The organism is Stenotrophomonas sp. 112478_Sma (assembly GCF_056479905.1).
This window is the reverse complement of sequence record NZ_CM151072.1, coordinates 4,010,809-4,030,829: the sequence shown is the minus strand read 5'-3', so window position 1 is coordinate 4,030,829 and position 20,021 is coordinate 4,010,809. Positions and strand designations below refer to the sequence as shown.

Here is a 20,021-nt window from a genome sequence, read left to right as displayed (position 1 = left end):
CCGTGCAACCGGGCGTCGCGAAGCGCTATGGTCGCGGCTTCAGGGCGGCCTCGAAAAACCGCTGCGCCTCCGCCACGGTGCGTGCATGCGTCTGCGCTCTTGGCGTCTGGCTGCTGCACAGGGCGGGCAGTCGCTGCTGGCCCAGCGGCGTGCATTCGGACAGGAAGTCGTAGTGGCCGACACCGGGCAGGACATCCAGTCTCGCCTCCGTGATGGACGCCTTGGCGACCTCCGCGTTGGTGGCCGCAGGAGCGACCGTATCCGCCGCGCCCTGGATGATCGACACCGGTTGCCGCAGCGCCTGCAACTGCTGGGGCGGGAACGCCTGCATGATCGCCGGTGCCATCAGGAACACGGCGCGCACACCCGGGACCGGGCGGGCATCATCGGCGTTGGCCATCCACGGCGCCAGATCCGCCGCCGCCGCCGCGGCCTTGCGAGCCTCCAGGGTGTGCGACGGCGCCTCGCTCTGTGGCTGGCACACACCGTCATCCGGATGGGCTTCGCAGAAATCACGCAACCGCCGCAGGTCCGGTCGCGCCCCCGCCGCCAGCAGGGCCGTGTAGCCTCCGGCCGAGAAGCCCATTACACCGATCCGCTCCGCATCCACGTGCGGCCCCAGCCTGGGATCGGCCAGCACGGCGGCCAATGCGGCGCGCAGATCATCCGCACGCAGCCAGCTCAGCATGCTGCCCTGCAGGGTCAATTCATCCACGCCGTTGTTGCCGGGATGGTCGACGGCGATCACCAGATAGCCGGCGCGCGCCAACGCGGTGCCCAGCCAGCCCATCATGCGGGCGCTGCCGCCGTTGCCATGCGAGAGCAGCAAGGTCGGCAGGCGGCCACCGGCAATGGCGGCCTCCGGCGCCGCCTGGCCCACCACGAACAGCGGTGCATCGGGCGGACCGATACGCAGTGGCACTTCGCTGCTGCCCGCCATAGCCGGATACCAGACGGTGTAGCGAAGCGTATCGCGCTGCTGCGCGTCGCGTACCGCAGCGCTGGCCACGGTGGTCACCGCCTGGTGTTCGCCGGCCAGGCCACTGCCGGGGACGCCGGCGAGCGACGCGGGGGCAATCAGGACCAGGCCCAGCAGCAGGTGCATCAAGCGCATCGCACGACTCCTTTCAGTGTGTTGCATTCATCAGGGGTGGGGGTCCACGGGCAGCCAGATCTCCACACCGCCATTGCCGCTGTGCTCGTCGAAGCGGGCGTCGTAGCGTTCCAGGTCCGGCGCCGCGGCAAGACTCAATCCGGAGGTGGGCAGATAGTGATCCAGCAACCAGAACCAGGTGGCGCGGATGGACGAGATGTGGCCGTCATGCCAGGCCACCAGATAGCGGCGCGCGGGAATCTGCAGGCGCTGCCAATGTGCTGGAATCGAGGTCAGCGCGGCGCTGGGCAATGCGGCCAGGTAGGTGAATCCGCCGTCGTCATCGCTGTCGTGGCATACACCAAAACTGACCGGTGCGGGTTTGGGCCACTCCCGGTTGAGCTGCGCCCATTGGCCAGGGATGGCGCCACTGCTGTGGCGGGTGTGGCGCATGCCGATTCCGGCCACTTGGAACGAAGGCGTGTCGAGCAGGCGCGGTGCCACGCTGCAGGCGGTGGGAATGTCGTCCACGCGCGCCGCCTGCACCAGGACCAGATCCGCAGTGCCGGACTCGCGCACCCGTTCGGGGGTCTGCCCGAACTGCTCGCAGAAGGCACGGGTGAACGCGGCATGCGTGGAATAACCGGCGTCCATCGCCACCGGCAGGATTTCGTCGGCGCCGTCGGCCAGCCGCTGCGCTGCCATGCTCAAGCGGCGGCCGCGCAGGTAGCGCATCACCGACGTGCCGGTGCGCGCGTGGAACAGACGCGACAGATGGAAGGGCGACAGGCCAGCCGCAGCCGCGATATCGGCCAACGCCAGCGGACGGCCCGCATGGGTTTCGATGTACCACAACGCCTTGCCTGCCGCGCTCATCCCGCCATCCCCGCTGCACTGTCCGGCACAGTAGCGGATCGGCTGCCGCTGCGCTTAGCAGTTCTTGCGCAGTGGATGCCTGACATGGGGGAGAGAACCGGGCCGCCGGTCGACTCCGGCAAAGTCCCCGGCCGGCCGGGAGAGCCGGCCCGCCGGGGATACCACACAACGCTTTACCGCCTTACTTGGTTTCTTCCCACTGCACGACGTCGGGCTCGGCGGCGCGGATGCCGGCGGTCGACAGCAGTCGTGTGGTCGCGTCCAGTGCGGCGTTCACCGATGGGTACTCGACGATCGCACGGCCGGAGGCCTTGGACACCTTCACCACGGTGCCGCCGGTGGCCGTTGCCGCGCGCTGTGCGGAGGCCGCATCGGTGAAGAAGACCTTTACCCGGGAGGTGGCCACCACCGGCGCGCCGTCGCTGGAAACGGCGGCGGCGAACTTGCCGGCACCAGCATCCAGACGTGCAGCGGCACCGGTGCTGCTGGCCTCGGTGGAGCGCTTGCTGCGGGTGCCAGTGGCGGGCGCCGGTGCGTCGGTCGAGGGCGTGATGCGGAACTCACCGCCCTTGGCCTGCTGCACGGTAGCCGACGGCGCCAGCTGGAAGCGGGTCGCGCCCACGTTGAACGCGCGGCCCGTGGCCCTGGCCTTCAGTTCCTGTGCGTCCACGGCAGACAGGCTCCGGGCTGTGGGGGCCTGGGTCGAGCTCTGCGCCCAGGCGGTAGAGGAGATCGCCGCGACGGCGAGGGTGGTCAACAGAATGGTCGTCTTCATCATCAGTGCCCCAGAACGCGGATCTTGAAGAATTCGAGGCTGCCGCGCGACGCTGCGTTCGCGGACTGCCCCATGTCGGTCACTTCCAGGGTCCAGGTGCCGTTGCCGGTCTCATCCAGGAAGGCGTTGCTGGACAGCAGGTCCCAACTGGTGAAGTTGCGCTGGATCGCCACGGAACCCGACAGGCCGGAGCCGATCGAGGTGAACGCCGGTTGCACCACGCTGCGCGTCCCGCTGGGCGAAACCAGCACGAACTGCAGCTGGCGGGTGTTGCTGTGATTCACCCGGAAGCCCAGCTGCACCGATTCGACGTTGCGTGCGACATTGGCCAGCTGCACCGTCAGCCGCGCTGCCGCAGCGGAGGTGTTGCCGATGGCGACCCGGCGCGTGGTGTTGCGCCATCCGCTGTCCACCAGCGGCCCCAGAGACTGGAAGTTCTCTGCGACCTCCACCGCGCGCGCCGCGTTGACCACGCCGAAGCCGTACCAGTTGCTGTAGGCCCGGTTTGCAGCGTTGACGGTCCAGCCCGGCACCAGCGTGCGTCCATCGGCGAGTGTCACGGCAGGCTGGTTCGGGTGGTTGCGGGTGGCCGTGGTGGCCAGGATGTACTTCACGTCGCGGTACGTCAGGTTGGGATTGGTTTCCAGCACCAGCGCCGCCACGCCCGATACCATCGGCGCCGAGGCCGAGGTGCCATTCATCTTGGCGGTGTAATTGCAGGTGCTGTCGACAGCGGACTGATTGCCGTCCAGTGTGTTGCGCAGGCTCGTGTTCTTGTTGCTGCCCTGCGCGCAGCCGGTGACATCGGTGGTGACGATGGCCGGATCGTAGCGGACGGCAGGCTGGCCCGGGACGACCTGCCGCTGCCAGCCGTACTCGCCACCGAATGCGGACACCCACAGCGCGGCACCGGTGGACGAATAGGACGAACGCACGCCGTCGGCGCGCACCGCACCCACGGTGATCACATTGAACAGATTGTTGCGGGGGTCGCGGCCGGCAGGCACGCAGCCGGTGCCGCGGTTCTTGGTGTCGGTGGTGCAGACATCCTGCGTCTGGCTGATCGATGCGTTGTTGAAGTTGTTGCCGGCGGACTTCACGTAGATGCCGCCGCTGCCGCCGCGCGTGCCGGACAGCGCCTGCTCGTACGCGCGGATATCGTTCTCGCTGAACGCGAACGGCAGGTTCGGATTGCCCGGGCCTGCGCCCCAGCTGTTGTTGAACACCTGCACGTCGGCGGCCTCGGCGCCGTCCCACCACGAGTACTCGATGTTGGCCGTCTGGCTGCCGCTTGCATCGGAGGCCAGTACGTTGAAGCCCTTCAGCGTGGCCGCCGGGGCGACGCCGCGCACGCCCACGCCGTTGGCGCCCACCGCGCCGGCAATGCCGCCGACCATGGTGCCGTGATTGTCCACATCCGGAGCGGAGGGGGAGGGGTTGTTGGAGTTGTTGGCAAAGTTCTTGCCCGCCACGGCTGCCACATTGGCGGCCAAGTCCGGGTGGGCGATCTGCAGGCCGTCGTCGACGATGCCGATGATCACTCCTTCGCCGCGGATGCCATTGCGGAACAGCCCATCCACGTTCAGATCATTGCCGGCAACCGGGCGCGTGTCGCCCTGTACCGCTTGCCCGGTGTTGAGCAGATGCCATTGGATGCCGGCCAGCGGATCGGCCTGCTGGGCCTGGGCGGTCACGGCCAAACTGCCCAGTACCAGGGCAGTGGCCAGGGCCAGCCGCGCGGAGCGCGGTGGCGCGGAGTGGTGCGTGTGTCGCTTCATACACGAATCCTTCTGTTGTGAATCGGCCTGGCAGGACGGCGGGACGGAATTGCCCCATCGCAACGAGCCAAACGCGACACAACTGAGAACCCCCTACCTCTTCACGGCAGCAATCTGCAGATGTGCCGATTGCGTCACAAACACTCATGCCCCGCGGTAATGACGACTGCGTATTCCTGTTGTAAGGCCGAGCCTGGCCTCGCCGCAGAACCGAAGGCTCATCGCGCGCCTTCACCACCGACTGTGTTACCAAGGCCCGTGCACTTCCCCGCAATGGAGCAGGACGATGGTCAATCCGCTGGCCCAGGCCCATCGTGGCCTTGGCACGACGCTGTTCAGCCTGTTGAACCCGATCCCGTTCGGCTTCTTCGTCGGCGCCCTCATCTTCGATGCCATCTACCTCAACTCTGCCGAGGTGATGTGGGGCAAATCCGCGGCGTGGCTGATCACGCTCGGCCTGCTCATCGCCATCGTGCCGCGACTGATCAACCTGTTCGCCGTCTGGCGACGGGGCAACACTGCCACGCGCATCGACCGCCTCGATTTCCTGCTCAATCTGGTGGCGGTCGCCCTGGCCATCTGGAACGCCTTCGTGCACAGCCGTGATGCGTATGCGGTGGCCGTTCCCGGCACGATCCTGTCGGCGCTGACCGTTGCACTGATCGGTCTTGGCCATGTCCTGTTGTCACTGCAGCCGCCGGTGCTGCAAGGAGGCCGTCATGGTTGATCGCATCGTGCCCGTCGCAGGCGGGCTGGTTCTGGCCGCGATCCTGTCGGCGTGTGCCGGCAAAGCCGAATATCACCCCAGCGAACAATCCGGTGCGCATCCGCCGCTGCCGGCGCCGGAGAACTACCTGATGCCGCCCATGCAGGTACCGCGCGGGGTGGGCTGGGCCGATGGGCAGGCGCCGTCGGTGGCCGACGGACTGAAGATCGAGCGCATCGCTGCCAACCTGCAGCACCCGCGCCGCCTGCTGACCCTGCCCAATGGCGATGTGCTGGTGGTGGAAGGCAACGGTCCGGGCACCGAGCCGGTCACCACCCCCAAGCAATGGATTGCCGGCAAGGTGAAGGCGCGCTCGGGCAAGGCCGGCAAGGGAGGCAACCGGGTCACGCTGCTGCGGCGCGCGCCCGGTACTGCCACATGGACCCAGCACGTCTACATCGAGGGCCTGCATTCGCCATTCGGCATCGCCCTGATCGGCGACACGCTGTACGTCGCCAACACCGACAACATCATGAAGTACCACTACGTGCCCGGCGAAACGCGCATGTCCGACAAGGGCAGCGAATTCACCGACCTCCCCAGCACCGTCAACCACCACTGGACCAAGGATCTGCTGGCCAGCCGCGATGGCAGCAAGCTGTACGTGGGCGTGGGCTCCAACAGCAACATCACCGAGAACGGCCCGGCCATCGAGTACCGGCGCGCGGTGGTGCTGGAGGTGGACGTGGCGACCAGCGGCAGCCGCATCTATGCCTCCGGCCTGCGCAACCCCACCGGCCTGGACTGGGAACCCAGCACCGGCAGGCTGTGGGCAGTGGTGAACGAGCGTGACGAGATCGGTGCCGACCTGGTGCCGGACTATCTCACCTCGGTACAGGAACATGGTTTCTACGGCTGGCCGTACAGCTACTACGGCCAGCATGTGGACGAGCGTGTGCAGCCGCAGCGGCCGGATCTGGTGGCCAAAGCGATCCGCCCGGACTACGCCATCGGTTCGCACGTGGCACCGTTGGGGCTGCTGTTCTATACCGCCCAGGCACTGCCGGCGAAGTACCACGGCGGCGCCTTCATCGGCGAGCATGGCAGCTGGGACCGCTCTCCGCTGAGCGGCTATGAAGTGGTGTATGTGCCGTTCAAGGATGGCAGGCCGACGGGACGTCCGCAGACCGTGGTCAGTGGCTTTGCCTCGGAGGACGAGAAGACATTGAGGGGCGCACCGGTGGGCATGGCCATCGACAGCGAGGGCGCCCTGCTGGTGGCCGACGACGTCGGCGATGTGGTGTGGCGTGTGTCGGCCAGGTAGCTCTGCAGAGTCCAGCCATGCTCGACTGCTCTGGATCTGGCTTCTGTAGGGCCGAGCCCATGCTCGGCCTACGCGCGCAGCGCAGGGTTTCCGCGTACAGGTCGAAGAGCAGCCGAACGTGGGCTCGGCTCTACAGTTCCGTGGTACCGCTGCGGAACCCGCTGAACACCGATTCGGCCGCAAACCCGACGCCGCCCAGCAGCACGCCGAAGTACGCAACCGTGGCGACCAGGAAGGCATAGCCGGCTGCCACCGCCGCGCCATCACGCTGGATGAAGCCGATGGCGAAGGACATCAGGGCAAGTGCCGGCAGCGTGTTGCTGAAGGGAATCGGCCCGGCCGGTGCCATCAGCAGCAGCGTGGCCGCGATCAGGGCCAGGTTGTTCAGGCGCATCATCTTCTTCGAGCGCACCATCACCGCCAGCCGCATCGGTCGCGACAGGCGCTCCATGCGGTGCACCCACTTCAGTGCGCGGCCAAGGTTGGCCTTCAGCTTGTCGGTGGCGATCTCGCGACGGGCCAGCTTCTGGGGCACCCACAGCGGGCGGTTGCGCACCCGGCTCAGGCCGATCAGCAGGATCGAGGCACCGAATACGGTACTCAGCCCGGGAATCGACACCGGAATGATGAAGATGGCCGAGAGCAGGATCACGATCAGCAGCAGGCCTTCATCGCCCAGCGCGCCGAGCAAGGTGCCGACGCTGACCTGGTCACCGGGCAGCTCGTCGATCATCTGCTCGATCTGCTGGGCCAAGGGGGCGCTGTCGTTGGTTTCGGGGGCAAGGTAGGTCATGCGTCGCAAGCTTCTCCAGGGAAGGGCGGTCAACGGGCCGTCCTGCGGTGTGGGACGCACAGGCCGTGGCAGTATCCCGGCCAACGTGGGCAAAGAGGTGAACCGGGCATGAGGGGGTAAACTGGCGTGCCCCGCATGAGTTGAACGCAATGGACATGGGCCGCAGGCAATCGACCGTCGAACTGGTCGCCATCGACATGGATGGCACCCTGCTGGATCCCACCCACGCGCTCACCGCACGCGCCAGGCAGGCTATCGCCCAGGCGCGCGCGCTGGGCGTGCATGTCGTGCTGACCAGTGGCCGCCCGGTCCCCGGCCTGGCGCCGTTCCTGCACGAGCTGGGCATCGATGGCAACGACGACTACTGCATCGCCTGCAACGGCGGCCTGGTGCAGCGCATCGGCACGCGTGAAACGGTGGTCGAGTACCCGCTCAGCTTCGACGATTTCCTGTTCTGCGAGCAGGTGGCCCGCGAACTGGGCGTGCATTTCCAGGCGCTGGACAGCCAGCGCATGTACACGCCCAACCAGGACATCAGCTACTACACGGTGGCCGACTCGCACCTCTCGCGCATGCCGCTTTCGTACCGCCGAGTGGCCGACATGGATCCCACCATGTCCTTCATCAAGCTGATGATGATTGATGAGCCGGAGGTACTGGATGCGGCCATCGCGCGGCTGCCGAGTGAGCTGACCGAGCGTTTCGCCGTGCTGAAGAGCGCACCGTTCTTCCTGGAGGTGTTCGATCATCGTGCAGGCAAGGGCCCCAGCCTGCAGAAACTGGCGGAGCACCTGGGGATCGACCGTGCCAACGTCATGGCCATCGGCGACCAGGAGAACGACCTGACCATGCTGCAGTACGCCGGCACCAGCGTGGCGATGGGCAACGCGATCGATGCGGTGAAGGCCGTGGCGCGCTTCGAGACCACCACCAATGCCGACGAGGGCGTGGCACGCGCGATCGAGCGCTTCGTGCTGCGGTAGGGTCCGCGGCGGTAGGCCGTCTCCTGCGTCGACGCAAGGTTCACACAATGTTGCCGCGTCATGCTTCCTGGCATGGCCCAGTCCGATTCCGCCCAACCACCGATCCGTCCGGGCGTCCGAGCATGCCCGCGACCCGCGCCCTGCGCTGTGCCCGGGGTCGATCTCGACGCCGAATATCAGTTCTGGCAGGTCTATGAGCGTCTTGTCCGCCCCCTACCCGGCGGGGGCCTGCGGCGGGCCTGGCTGGTTCTGCAGGCGGTCTACCGCACCCGCCTGCGATTTCCTGCGGACACCCAGGAAGTCGCGCTCGCGCGGGTCATGTTCGGCAGCAATACCACTGCCGAGCGTTCGGCCGAACTGCAGGACCTCTACGGTCTCGTCAGTCGCCGTCTGGCAGCCGTCGCTGCCCGGGGCAGAGGTGCCTCGCGCAGCGGGGCAGGCGATCGCGCGAGGACCGGACCCCGCTGATGGCCCGCGGCATCCGGCGAAGACATCCAGCCCGGCGTGATACTCGGTGGTACTGACCTGGAACAGGCCCAGCAGTGAGTGGAACAGGTTGTCATGGCTGAACACCCGCGTAGCCGCATCGCGGCGCAGGCACGCAGGATCCAGTTCTGCATGGGAGGCGAACTGCGCGGAGAACCACATGATCATCGGCACCTGGGTCTGCTCCTGTGGCGCGATGAGGTAGGGCGTTCCATGCAGGTACAGGCCGTGCTCGCCGAGTGACTCACCGTGGTCGGAAACGTAGATCAGGGCCACATCGCGGTCGTCCGAGTAGGACTGCAGCAGGTCGATCGCACTGCCGAGCATGCGATCGGTATAGACAAGCGTGTTGTCATACGTGTTGACCAGCGCTTCATTGCTGCACTTCTGGATCTGGTTGCTGTCGCAGGTTGGACTGAAGAGACGGGCGTCTGCGGGGTATCGCTGGAAGTAGGTGGGGCCATGGCTGCCCAGCGGGTGCAGAACGACGAGGCCGTCGCCCTGCATGGCTTCGATGCGCGATGACAGCCCGTGAAGGAGGATTTCGTCAAGGCACGTGCCATCGTCGTTGGTACACAGGCTGTCGACCTTCAACTGTCCCATGTAATCCGTCGGCACCCGCGCACACACGCCCTTGCAGCCGCCATTGTTGTTGTCACGCCAGACCACGTCGACACCGGTCTTCCTCAGGATGTCGAGGACGTTCTCCTGCGACGCGGCCCTCTCCGCATCGAACCGTGTGCGCGGCATGGATGAGAACATGCACGGCAGGGAGATCGCGGTGGCGGTCCCACAGGACGATACGCTCTGGAAGCTGATGACGTTGTCCTTGCGCGACAGCATCGGGTTGGTGGGTCTGTCGTAGCCGTTGAGCTGGAAATTCCGGGATCGGGCGGTCTCCCCTACGACGAGGATCACCAGCCGGGGTCGGGGGCCCCGTGCACGCACGGCGTCGTCGGCCAATGTGCGCAGCGGCTGGAGACGGGCGCGGTGGCTGCTGCCGAGATGGCCATAGGTGTGCCGCACGATGTTCAGTGGCAGTACCTGTTCCCTCAGATAGCGGTTGTTCCGCAGCAGCGATGAATAGTCCTTGTAGAAGCCCAACGCAATGGTGACGAGCACCATCATCGTGGCAAGAACGTTTGCCAGCCACACCAGGGAGGATCGCAGCGGACGGCCGTGATTGCCCGTCCGCATGAGCAGCAGGATGCATGAGGGCAGCACGCCCAGCAGGAGGACGGACAGCACCAGCGGGAGCGAGAAGTAGGAAGCCATCTCGGCCTGATTGGTCTCCAGCACGTTCTGCACCATGCTTCTGTCGATCAGTACGCCGTAATGCAGCATGAAGTAGCTGGCGGCGCTGCTGACGATCAGCAGCAGCGCCAGAAGCGGCTTGCGCAGCAAGGGCAGCATCCCGACGGGTGTCAGCAGGAGGTTGAACAGGCAGAACAGCAGCAATGGCAACGAGCCGATGAACAGTGCGCTGCGAAAGCCATGGATCTCCACGATGGACCACAGGCTCTTCCAGAGGGCCATGTTGCCCGCCGTTGCGAAGAACGCGGCCGAGAGCCAGACAAGCGTTACCGGATGTGGCCGATGCCACGTGAAGCAATCGCGCACGTGCAGATCCTGCGGAGCCAGAGAGGCGCGCAGTATCTGGACGCGTTCATCAGGAAGTTGTCAGCTGCGGATGCGGACCCAGCAGGATCACCACCCATACCAGCGCGACCATCACAAGCACCACGCTCTGCGCAGCGCTGCCCATGTCCTTGGCGTTCTTCGACAGGGGGTGGTACTCGAGCGAGATGCGATCGACCACCGCCTCGATGGCCGAGTTGAGCAGTTCAACCACGAGGCTCAGCAGGCTGACGGCCAGCATCACGGCACGCTCCACCGCGCTGATGTCCAGCACACAGGCGATCGTCATGAGCAGGCCGTGCAGGACAAGCAGTTGGCGGAATGCTGCCTCCCCACGGAATGTGGCGATGAAACCGTCGCGTGAGTGAATCAGTGTGTGCAGGATGCGTCGGAATCCGGTTCTGCCGTGTCGGTACTTGCCGTCACCCTGCGGTGCGTGCTGCTGCTGCATTGTTGACCTGCCTCTCCATGAAAAGGTGGCCAGAATGTGGCGGGCAATGTCAGCAAAGTGTCAGGCACGCGCTTGCGGCGAGGACAGGTGAAGCAGGAATCGGCACCCCTGAGCAGATGTCTCCACCTTCATCTGCCACCCAAGGTGCTCTACCACGCGCTGCACGATGGACAGCCCCAGCCCTTCGCCATCCTGGCGTGCGCTGGGAAGGAACCTGCTGAACTGGGCAGGGTCGATGGTCGGGGGCAGGCCCGGACCGGTGTCGGCGATGGCCAGCTCGCCCTCCCGCAGGGCGATGCGGACCTCGCCCTTGTCGGTGTACTGGCAGGCGTTGCGCAGCAGATTCCACACGACGCAATGCGCCAGCTCCGCATGGGTGACCACAGTGACCTCCTCTGGTGCATCCAGCCGCAGTGTCACGGGCTTCCCTGCGAGCCAGGGTGCACAGCGTGCCATGCACTCCTGGACAATGGCACGCAACGGGACGTCGGTCAGAGAAAGGCTCGCAGGGGATCTGGAGAGCAGCAGCAGGCAGGTCAGCTGGCGCTGCATCTCCTGTGTGGTCCGCAGGATGCGGTCGGCGCTGGGCAGCAGATGGCTGTCGGGCGGCAACTGGTGAAGCAGTGTCTCGGCCGCGCCAGCGATGATGGCCAAGGGCGTACGCAGCTCGTGGCTGGCGTCTCCGGCAAAGCACCGCTCGCGGTGCAGGAACCGCTCCAGCTCATCGCTATGCTGGGCAAAGGCACGCGCAAGAACGCCGATTTCGTCGCGCGCGTCCTGGTACGGGAACGGCTTGGATGTGCGCTGCACCGCCTCGGAAAGTCGGGTGATCGGAGCGATGACGTGGGCCGACGTCAGTCGCCCGATCCAGTAGGCGCACAGTACGCAGGTCAGGATGACCAGTGCGGCGAAGGCATTGATCAGGTGTTCAAGGTAGGCATAGTGCTCGCCGTCCTGGAGCAGGTAGTAGCGCTTGCCCTCGACGTCGAACACCCGCAGGTGCCACTCGTTGGGTGCGGGCTCGCCGTGGTAACCGGGACCATACTGGCGCAGCACGGTCGGCACGTTCTCCTCGTCATAGAGCTGACTGTCATGCGTGACCACGCGTGGTGATCCAAGGCGGATCGCATCCTCCAGCCTGCGTACCTCGCCATCCTGCGCCCGTGAGACCGCCGAGGCGCGTACCTCGTCATAGTCGACGAGCTCGACCACGGCGATGAAGCACATGGCTCCGGCCATCAGCAGCACGAAGGAGACCGTGATGCGCGTCCGCAGCGACATCCGTTGATAGATCGACGTCCACGCCGTCGGTCCTGTCGGCATGACCTACTCCGGTTGCCCGGGCGCGGGGTTGGAAAGACGCCAGCCTACGCTGTGTACCGTTGCGATGAGCGGGTAGTCGAAGCGCCGATCCACCTGCAGGCGCAACTCGTGGATATGCGTTCGCAACGCGCCACTGTCAGGCGGCTCGTCACCCCAGATCAGGTACTCCATCTCCTGCTTGCGCACGACGGCCGGCGCCGCCCGCACCAGTGAAACGAGCAGTTTGTGGGCCGTCGGCGTAAGGCTGATCGCCTTGCCGCACCGCCATGCCTGCGGCGAGCGCGTATCCACCTGCAGCTCCTGCCACGCGATCACCGTGTCCACCTGCCGGCCCTGGGCTCGACGTACCAGGGCCTTGATGCGGGCATCCAGCTCGGCCAGTGAGAACGGCTTGACCAGGTAATCATCCGCGCCCAGGGCAAGGCCCTGCACCCGGTCGTCCACCTGGTCGCGCGCGGTGAGCATCAGGATCGGTATGGGGTTCTGGAACTCCTGCCGAAGCCTGTGGCACAGCGTCATCCCATCGAGGCGGGGCAGCATCAGGTCCAGCAGAACGGCGTCATAGTCGTTCTCCGTCGCGCGGCGCAGCCCGCTGGCGCCGTCCCGCGCATCGTCCAGCACGTAGCCCAGTGGTTCCAGGAACGCATACAGATTGGCTACCAGCTCGGGATTGTCTTCAATGATGAGCAGGCGTGTCATGGGCCGCGCGCATGAGGAGACATGAAGCCCGAACTTTGGCCGATCCACCGACGTTTGCCAAGCCTCGTCGCCCGTTCCGCCAAGGGCCCGCACGCCATGACTGCGGCATGAAGCAGCTGCGCATGTTCTTTTTCATCTCTTGAGCTTTCGCCTATCGTGTGCGGTCCAGCGGGCATCGACAGACGGAGGAAATCATGGAGACCAGACGATCGGCGCGCCTGGTGATCGTCGATGAAGACGGAAGGCTTCTGCTGTTCCGGTACCACGACGAACACCACGCGCCCTTCTGGGCGACCCCGGGCGGTGAACTTCTGCCGGGCGAGAGCTATCTGGACGCGGCGCGGCGCGAGCTCCGGGAAGAAACCGGACTGAACCTGCAGATCGGCAGGCTCGTTGAGGAAAGGGACGCCGTCTATGCGGTCGCCCGTTCGACACCCGCGAGATGGCTGGAGACGTATTTTCTGGTTCACGCTCCCGCACAGCCAGCCATTCGACGTGACGGCTGGACAGAAGAGGAGAACGCCACGATCACGGACTGGAAGTGGTGGCGCGCAGAGGAAATGAGAGAGCAGCCTGCCTGCGTGTTCAAGCCGGAATGGCTGCCGGCATTGCTGGAGCGGCTGCGGTCATGATGCAGCATCATTGGCTCGCCTTCCCCCGATCCAGCTGTCGATAGCCAATCGCCTCGGCCAGATGTGCGGTCTGGATGTTCTCGCACCCGGCCAGATCGGCAATCGTGCGTGCCACGCGAAGAATGCGATGCATCGCGCGCGCTGACAGTTGCAGGCGCTCGATGGCGTGTTCCAGAAGATCCTGGTCGGCCTCGCTCAACCGCGTGCACGCGCGCAGCGCAGCGGGCGGCAGATGCGCATTGAGTCCCCCGCGCATCTGCTGCCGCGCATGCGCAGCCTCCACCCGCCCGCGCACCGCATCACTGGGCTCGCCCAGCGGCGTGCTCTCGCGCAGCTCCACCGCATCCATGCGCGTCACCGCGATGTGCAGGTCGATGCGGTCCAGCAATGGGCCGGAGACACGGGCGCGATAGCGGGTGATCCGCTCATCGGTGCACAGGCAACGGTTGCTGCGGTCGCCGGCCCAACCGCAGGGGCAGGGGTTCATCGCCGCGACCAGCTGGAACCGCGCCGGAAACATCACGCTGCGTGCAGCGCGGGCGATGCGGATGTGGCCCGATTCCAGCGGCTCGCGCAGGGTCTCCAGCGCGCTGCGGTTCCACTCGGGAAGTTCGTCCAGGAACAGCACCCCATGGTGCGCCAGTGATATCTCGCCGGGGCAGGGCGGATTGCCGCCGCCCACCAGTGCCGCAGCGCTGGCGCTGTGGTGTGGCGCGCGGAACGGTCGTTGTCGCCATCGCTTCGGGTCCAGCCCTTCGCCGCTGACCGAGGCGATGGCCGCCAGCTGCAACGCATCGATCTCGGTGGACGCCGGCAGCAGCCCGGGAAGGCGTGAAGCAAGCAGGGTCTTGCCACAACCGGGGCTGCCGATCAGCAGCAGATGGTGCCCGCCGGCCGCAGCCACCTCCAGCGCGCGCCGTGCATGCACCTGCCCGCGCACATCGGCCAGATCCGGCAGCGGCAGGGGCATGGTGTCCCCCCGCTCAACCTGCGGCAGCAGGCGCGGATTGCCCAACCCGGCGCAGCATTCCAGCAACGTGCGGGCCACGCGCACGTCGGCGTGTTCGGCCAGCGCCGATTCGGCCGCATTCCCCGGTGGGACCACCAGGATGCGGCCCGCTTCGGCCGCCGCGATGGCGGCGGGCAGCGCGCCTGCAACCGGGCGCAGCTCGCCGGTCAGGCCCAGCTCGCCCAGGAACTCGTACGGCAGCAGCGACTGCGGCGGGATCTGGCCACTGGCGGCAAGAATGCCCAGAGCGATGGCCAGATCGTAGCGCCCGCCTTCCTTGGGCAGGTCGGCGGGCGCCAGGTTCAGGGTGATGCGCCGTTGCGGGAAATCAAAGCGGGCGCAGAGCAGCGCCGCACGTACGCGTTCGCGCGACTCGCGCACGCTGGTTTCGGCCAGGCCGACGATCTGGGTGGCGGGCAGGCCACCGGAAAGGTGTACTTCCACCCGCACCAGCGGGGCCTCGACCCCGGCGCGGGCACGGCTGTAGACCAGGGCCAGGCTCATGTGTGCTTCCTGCAGAGAGAGAGGCTCGATGGTGCGGCCGTCACTCTGTCCGTCGCCATCAGGCATTGCTGGCCAGGCGCCTAGGGCTTTCCTGCGTGGCACGAGGAGTGGGGGGAGGCACCGACGCGCGCGCGGTTCGGTATGACCGTCGGCCAAAAGCAGATAACCACTGAGCATTTCTGCATTGGGGCGCGGGCGGGGTTAATGAATGTGCGATGTCTGGTCCACCGATTGCGGCTGGCATTGCTTCCCCCACTACCCGTACAGCCCACGATGACGACAGCTCGTTCTTCACTGCGCCCGCGATTGCTGGCGTTGGCGGTGTTGCTTGCCACCGCGTCTCCCACACTTCATGCACAGTCCACCACCGGCGCGATCGCCGGACAGGCGCCGGCCACCGCCCAGCGCATCTTCGTTCGCAGCGATACCGGCCTCACCCGCGAGGTGACGGTCGATGGGCGAGGCCGCTTTACCGTCGGCCAGCTGCCACTGGGCCGCTACGTGGTGGAAGCACGCGATGCCGAAGGGAACGTGCTGCAGACCCGCGAGGGCATTTCGCTGACGGTAGGCGCCAGTACCGAGGTGTCCTTCGCTGACGTCACCCGGCTGGACGGTGTGCAGGTCAGCGCCGACCGGGCAGCGGCTGCGATCGATGTCAGCAGCGTGGACTCGCGCACGGTGATCACGGCCGAGCAGCTGCAGCGCCTGCCACTGGGTCGCTCGGCCGAGGCGATCGCGCAGCTTGCGCCCGGGGTCAACGGCAACAGTGGCAATGGCACCTATGCCGGCCCGACCGGTGCACAGCTGGTGAGCTTCGGCGGTTCGTCCGCTGCCGAGAACGCCTACTACATCAATGGCTTCAACAGCACCGATCCACTGCGCGGTCTGGGTGGCCTCACGCTGCCCTACGGCAGCATCGACCAGCAGGAAATCTACACCGGTGGCTACAGCGCCAAGTACGGCCGTTCCGATGGCGGCGTCATCAATGCGGTGGGCAAGCGCGGCACCAATCAGTGGCGATTCGGTGGCCAGGTCACCTGGGAACCAGCGTCCACGCGCTCGGACAAGGACGATGTGCGTTACCCGGGCAATGGCGCGCTGTATTCACCGGAAAGCCAGGACCGCGAGTGGGTGACCACGCAGAGCATCTACGCCGGTGGCCCGCTCCTGGAAGACCGGCTGTTCTTCTTCGGCTCGTACGAGCTCGAGCGCCGTGAGGGCACCGACGTCAAGAATGTGGAGGCGACCAATGCCTACTCCCGCTATGAGTACGACCGCCCGCGCTGGTACGCCAAGCTGGACTGGAACATCACCGACAACCACCTGCTGGAACTGACCGGAGCCTCCAGCCGCAATGTCTTCCGGGGCGATAGCTTCGCTTACGACTACGACACGCTCACCCGCGGTGCGCAGCGTGGCAAGGAAGACACCACCAAGACCGGTGGCGACCTGTGGACGGCCAAGTACACCGGCTACCTGACCGACCGGCTTACCGTCAGCGCGCAGTATGGCGAAATGCGTACCGATGACTACATCGGCAACCCGGCCTACGACGGCAGCCTGACCTACATCAGCAGCGCCACGCTGCAGAATCCGGCGCTGAACGGTGGTACGCCGATCACCAATGCGCGGACCACGTCGCTGCTGGTCAACCCGGATCGCGGCAACCGCACCAACAACCTGCGACTGGATGCGAACTACAGATGGGGCAACCACAGCATCACGGTCGGCATCGACAACCAGAATGCCCGTGCGCTCAACCGTGGCTCGGTGGCCTCCGCCGACGGTTACTACTGGATCTATGGCCAGTCCAACCCGAACGTGCCCCTCAATACCGGCCTGGGCGTGCCGGCCACCGGCGGCATCCGCAATGGTGAGGACGGCTATTACGTGCGCCAGTACATCTACAGCGCACTGGCGTCGGTACGCGCCTCGCAGCGGGCGCAGTACATCGAGGACAACTGGCAGGTGACCGACCGCCTGCTGTTGAACCTGGGCCTGCGCCTGGATCAGTTCACCAACTACAACCGCGATGGCGACGCCTACATCAAGCAGACCAGCGGTCAGTGGGCGCCGCGGCTGGGCTTCAGCTGGGACGTCGACGGCGACGGGCGCTTCAAGGTGTTCGGCAACGCGGGTCGCTACTACCTCGCGCTGCCGCTCAACCCGGCCTTCAACGCGGCGGGCGCGACGCTGGCCACCTCGACGTACTACACCTATGGCGGCATCGACAGCAACGGTTATCCAACCGACCTCACCGCGTTCTCCGGCGCGGTGTCGGCCAACAACTACTACGGCGTGCTGCCCGATCCGAAGACGGTGGCGACCTCCGGCATCGAGCCGTCCTACCAGGACGAGTTCATCCTGGGCTTCAGCAGGGCGCTCGGCCAGAACTGGGTGTACGGCGCGAAGGCGACCTATCGGGTGCTGCGCAGCGGCGTGGATGACTACTGCGATATCGGCGCGGTGCTGGCCAAGGCCGACAGCCTGGGGTATGACGTCACCAAGGACAGCAATCCGGTCAGCTGCTGGCTGATCAATCCTGGCCGCGCGAACACCTTCAATCTGGTCGATACCAGCGGCAACTACGTAAGCGTGCCGCTGACCAATGCCGAGATGGGCTTCCCCAGGTTCAAGCGCAACTACTACGCGGTGAACCTGTCGCTGGAGCACCCGTTTGATGGCCGCTGGTATGGCCGGGCGGACTACACGTGGTCGCGCAGCTATGGCACCACCGAAGGCCAGCTGCTGTCGGGCATCGGCCAGACGGCGGTGTCGACCACGCAGGCCTGGGATTACGCGCAGCTGATGGAGCACACCAACGGGCCGCAGAGCAATGACCACACCCACCAGTTCAAGCTGCACGGTTACTACCAGTTGACGCCGGAATGGCTGGTCTCGGCCAACCTCAAGGTGATTTCCGGCGCGCCCTTCAGCGCGTTGGGTTCGTATGGCCCGAACTTCGAAGACCCCTCCGGCTACGGCATTGCCTACCACTTCTACAACGGCCAGCCCGCGCCTCCGGGCAGCCAGGGGCGGCTGCCCTGGCTGAAACAGCTGGATCTGGGTGTCTCCTACCGGCCTTCGGTGGCGGCTGGGCGACTGGGCTTCAACCTGGATGTGTTCAACGTATTCAACAGCCAGGTGGCGTTGTGGAAATCGCCGTACTCCGAGTTGGATCCGGGGCAGCCGGACCCGCTGTACGGCGCAGCGACGGTACGGCAGGCACCGCGCTCGCTGCGCGTCAGCGTGAGCTACGACTACTGAGGGAATGCGCCGGCACGGGCGGGCATAAGCTGCCACCAGTAGGGGGGCGGACGATGCGTGGCTCGAAAACCGGGTTGTGTTGGGCCGGCGGGCACGAGGCCCCCACGCACCGCCCGCCATGGCCGGCAGGCGGAGACTTCATCACAACGGCGGGTTTTCGAGGCCCGGCCACCGATGCACGGTGGCCGGGCAACAATTACCTGCCGTTGTGGGGAGTGCCAAGGGATCGGGGCCAATGCGGCCAGGCCCGAGACGTTTCTGGCATTGTCGTATAGGGAGGAGTGGCGCGAGAGGCTTGAACGGCGGGGCTTTCGGTACTTCTGCGACGGCCCCGTCAGATTCGTCTGTTGGAGGGAGAAGAGTGCGTTGATTGCGACAGCGTGCGGCGCGCGTCTGCGAAGGTGCGAGTGACTTTCCACCTATTGACCGTCCAGCGCGCCACGGCGAGTCTGACTGCCGCGGCACTGCCCTTAGGACGAGAGGGCGGTGGTGTTTGAATGGATTCGCCGACCCGCGCAGACCCCGACAAGGATCATTGCAGATGTTGCGCCACAGCCGACCTCTTCTTTTCGCGGGTCTGATACCCCTGCCATGGTTCCTGTTCTGGACCACCGTTGCTGCGATGCTCGCACCCGGTTACAACCCGATTGCACAGCACGCCAGCGAGCTGCTGCAGGCACCCGCGCTCGCAAGCCTGTGCGGACGGATCGCCGCCATCGGCTGCGGGCTGGGGTTCGTACTGTTTGCCATCGCGCTATGGCGGGAATCCGGGCGCCGGATCGCCGTGGGTGCCGCCTGCTGGATGATCTTTGGCGTCTCCATGTTGACCAATGGGCTCTGGCCCATGGGTCATCCGATGCACGGCTTCTACGCCATCGGTATCGCGAACATCATTGCGCCGGCGATGTCGCATATTGAACTGAGGGCCTGGTCGGCCAACCGAAGGGCCTATGCCGTGACTGCCGTGGTGAGCATCGCGGCAGTGGTCTATCTATGGTTGAACCTGGTGGGCGCGGATCCGCAGGGTTTCAGGGGACTCACCCAGCGCCTGTTCTCTTCCATCAACTCCCTGTGGCCCTTCCTGGTCGCGCTGTACCTGCTGCGCAGGGGGCCAAGTGCACTACAGATGCAGCCCGCGCATTGATGGACAGGCGTGCCAGGCACTGGGCGATCGCGCAGGTCCGATCAAGGCTGACATCGACGGGACGCGCATGCTGAAAGACATTCCGAAAGGACGACCCGACTTCAATGGCAGCATTCGATCATTCCCTGGTAACGCTCCGATTTTTCGGCGACGACCTTCTGCCGGATGAGATCAGTGCCCTGCTGGGGGCGGTTCCAACCGCCTCGTATCACAAGGGCCAGGAACTTGGAGGCAGCCACTCGGGCGTCGTGCGTATCGCCAGGACCGGAAGCTGGCGAATGGCCGCGATGCGTCATGAGCCTGAAGATCTGGAGGCTCAGATTTTTGAGATCCTTGATCAGCTCACCGGAGATCCCGCCATATGGAAGTCGCTGGCACGGTTCCGGCCTGACCTGTTCTGCGGCCTTTTCATGGGCAGCAGCAATGATGGTGTCTCGCTTTCGCCCAAGGTCCTGCTCGCCCTGGGAGAGCGCGGCATCGAGCTCGGCCTTGACATCTACGATGCCGATGAAGAGGTGCGCAACGCTCAGCACCAATAGA

General features: G+C 65.8%; 17 protein-coding genes. 7 read left to right on the top strand and 10 right to left on the bottom strand.

The features are described 5' to 3' along the window. Positions 1-25: 25 nt before the first annotated feature. From ACZK08_RS18360 to ACZK08_RS18345, 4 genes are all read right to left on the bottom strand, one after another. The gene (locus ACZK08_RS18360) at positions 26-1,114 is read right to left on the bottom strand and encodes an alpha/beta hydrolase family protein (protein ID WP_065181489.1); all 1,089 of its coding nucleotides are present in this window, start codon (positions 1,112-1,114) and stop codon (positions 26-28) included. Between the two features lie 30 nt (positions 1,115-1,144). Beyond that, on the bottom strand, positions 1,145-1,969 hold the full coding sequence (locus ACZK08_RS18355) for an AraC family transcriptional regulator (RefSeq protein WP_065174337.1): 825 nt from the start codon (positions 1,967-1,969) through the stop codon (positions 1,145-1,147). A gap of 181 nt (positions 1,970-2,150) precedes the next feature. Further along, positions 2,151-2,747, bottom strand: coding sequence for a S8 family serine peptidase (locus tag ACZK08_RS18350; RefSeq protein WP_065181490.1), 597 nt, complete (start codon positions 2,745-2,747; stop codon positions 2,151-2,153). Beyond that, the gene (locus ACZK08_RS18345) at positions 2,747-4,522 is read right to left on the bottom strand and encodes a S8 family serine peptidase (RefSeq protein WP_065181491.1); all 1,776 of its coding nucleotides are present in this window, start codon (positions 4,520-4,522) and stop codon (positions 2,747-2,749) included. The genes ACZK08_RS18350 and ACZK08_RS18345 overlap by 1 nt, the downstream gene beginning before the upstream one ends. Positions 4,523-4,808: 286 nt before the next feature. On the opposite strand from ACZK08_RS18345, the gene ACZK08_RS18340 reads away from it, so the two are divergent. Further along, positions 4,809-5,249 (top strand): DUF2231 domain-containing protein, encoded by a 441-nt coding sequence (locus tag ACZK08_RS18340; RefSeq protein ID WP_065181492.1) that lies wholly within the window; start codon positions 4,809-4,811, stop codon positions 5,247-5,249. Next, positions 5,242-6,552, top strand: a complete 1,311-nt coding sequence (locus tag ACZK08_RS18335) for a PQQ-dependent sugar dehydrogenase (protein ID WP_065181493.1) — start codon at positions 5,242-5,244, stop codon at positions 6,550-6,552. Before ACZK08_RS18340 ends, ACZK08_RS18335 begins: the two co-directional genes overlap by 8 nt. Positions 6,553-6,682: 130 nt before the next feature. On the opposite strand, the gene ACZK08_RS18330 is transcribed toward ACZK08_RS18335, so the two are convergent. Next, positions 6,683-7,345: an exopolysaccharide biosynthesis protein gene (locus ACZK08_RS18330; protein ID WP_065181494.1), complete on the bottom strand. Its 663-nt coding sequence runs from the start codon at positions 7,343-7,345 to the stop codon at positions 6,683-6,685. A 149-nt stretch (positions 7,346-7,494) separates the two neighbouring features. On the opposite strand from ACZK08_RS18330, the gene yidA reads away from it, so the two are divergent. Beyond that, entirely contained in the window at positions 7,495-8,328 is an 834-nt protein-coding gene (yidA, locus tag ACZK08_RS18325; protein WP_065181495.1) for a sugar-phosphatase, read from the top strand. Positions 8,329-8,541: 213 nt separating this feature from the next. Here yidA and ACZK08_RS18320 read toward each other — a convergent pair whose 3' ends face one another. Genes ACZK08_RS18320 through ACZK08_RS18305 form a run of 4 tightly spaced genes read right to left on the bottom strand, consistent with a single transcriptional unit; the run spans position 8,542 to position 12,925 of the window. Then, a complete protein-coding gene (locus ACZK08_RS18320) occupies positions 8,542-10,434 on the bottom strand; it encodes a phosphoethanolamine transferase (protein ID WP_155761003.1) in 1,893 nt (630 codons plus the stop codon). Between the two features lie 49 nt (positions 10,435-10,483). Beyond that, the gene (locus ACZK08_RS18315) at positions 10,484-10,903 is read right to left on the bottom strand and encodes a diacylglycerol kinase (protein WP_065181497.1); all 420 of its coding nucleotides are present in this window, start codon (positions 10,901-10,903) and stop codon (positions 10,484-10,486) included. Between the two features lie 60 nt (positions 10,904-10,963). Next, positions 10,964-12,226 (bottom strand): sensor histidine kinase, encoded by a 1,263-nt coding sequence (locus ACZK08_RS18310; protein WP_065181498.1) that lies wholly within the window; start codon positions 12,224-12,226, stop codon positions 10,964-10,966. A 3-nt stretch (positions 12,227-12,229) separates the two neighbouring features. Beyond that, positions 12,230-12,925, bottom strand: coding sequence for a response regulator transcription factor (locus tag ACZK08_RS18305; RefSeq protein ID WP_053518144.1), 696 nt, complete (start codon positions 12,923-12,925; stop codon positions 12,230-12,232). 194 nt (positions 12,926-13,119) lie between these two features. Between ACZK08_RS18305 and ACZK08_RS18300 the strand changes: the two genes are divergently transcribed. Beyond that, complete coding sequence (locus ACZK08_RS18300; RefSeq protein ID WP_053518143.1) at positions 13,120-13,557, top strand: NUDIX hydrolase; 438 nt, start codon at positions 13,120-13,122, stop codon at positions 13,555-13,557. Positions 13,558-13,564: 7 nt separating this feature from the next. Here ACZK08_RS18300 and ACZK08_RS18295 read toward each other — a convergent pair whose 3' ends face one another. Further along, positions 13,565-15,070 carry a YifB family Mg chelatase-like AAA ATPase gene (locus ACZK08_RS18295; RefSeq protein ID WP_478452338.1) on the bottom strand — a complete coding sequence of 502 codons (1,506 nt, stop codon included), beginning with the start codon at positions 15,068-15,070 and terminating at the stop codon, positions 13,565-13,567. A gap of 273 nt (positions 15,071-15,343) precedes the next feature. On the opposite strand from ACZK08_RS18295, the gene ACZK08_RS18290 reads away from it, so the two are divergent. The 3 genes from ACZK08_RS18290 (at position 15,344) to ACZK08_RS18280 (ending at position 20,020) form a co-directional block, all read left to right on the top strand. Next, complete coding sequence (locus ACZK08_RS18290) at positions 15,344-18,337, top strand: TonB-dependent receptor (RefSeq protein WP_478452337.1); 2,994 nt, start codon at positions 15,344-15,346, stop codon at positions 18,335-18,337. A 541-nt stretch (positions 18,338-18,878) separates the two neighbouring features. Continuing rightward, positions 18,879-19,481: a DUF998 domain-containing protein gene (locus ACZK08_RS18285; RefSeq protein WP_065181512.1), complete on the top strand. Its 603-nt coding sequence runs from the start codon at positions 18,879-18,881 to the stop codon at positions 19,479-19,481. 104 nt (positions 19,482-19,585) lie between these two features. Further along, the gene (locus ACZK08_RS18280; RefSeq protein WP_065181513.1) at positions 19,586-20,020 is read left to right on the top strand and encodes a DUF4279 domain-containing protein; all 435 of its coding nucleotides are present in this window, start codon (positions 19,586-19,588) and stop codon (positions 20,018-20,020) included. The last annotated feature ends 1 nt before the right edge of the window (position 20,021 follow it).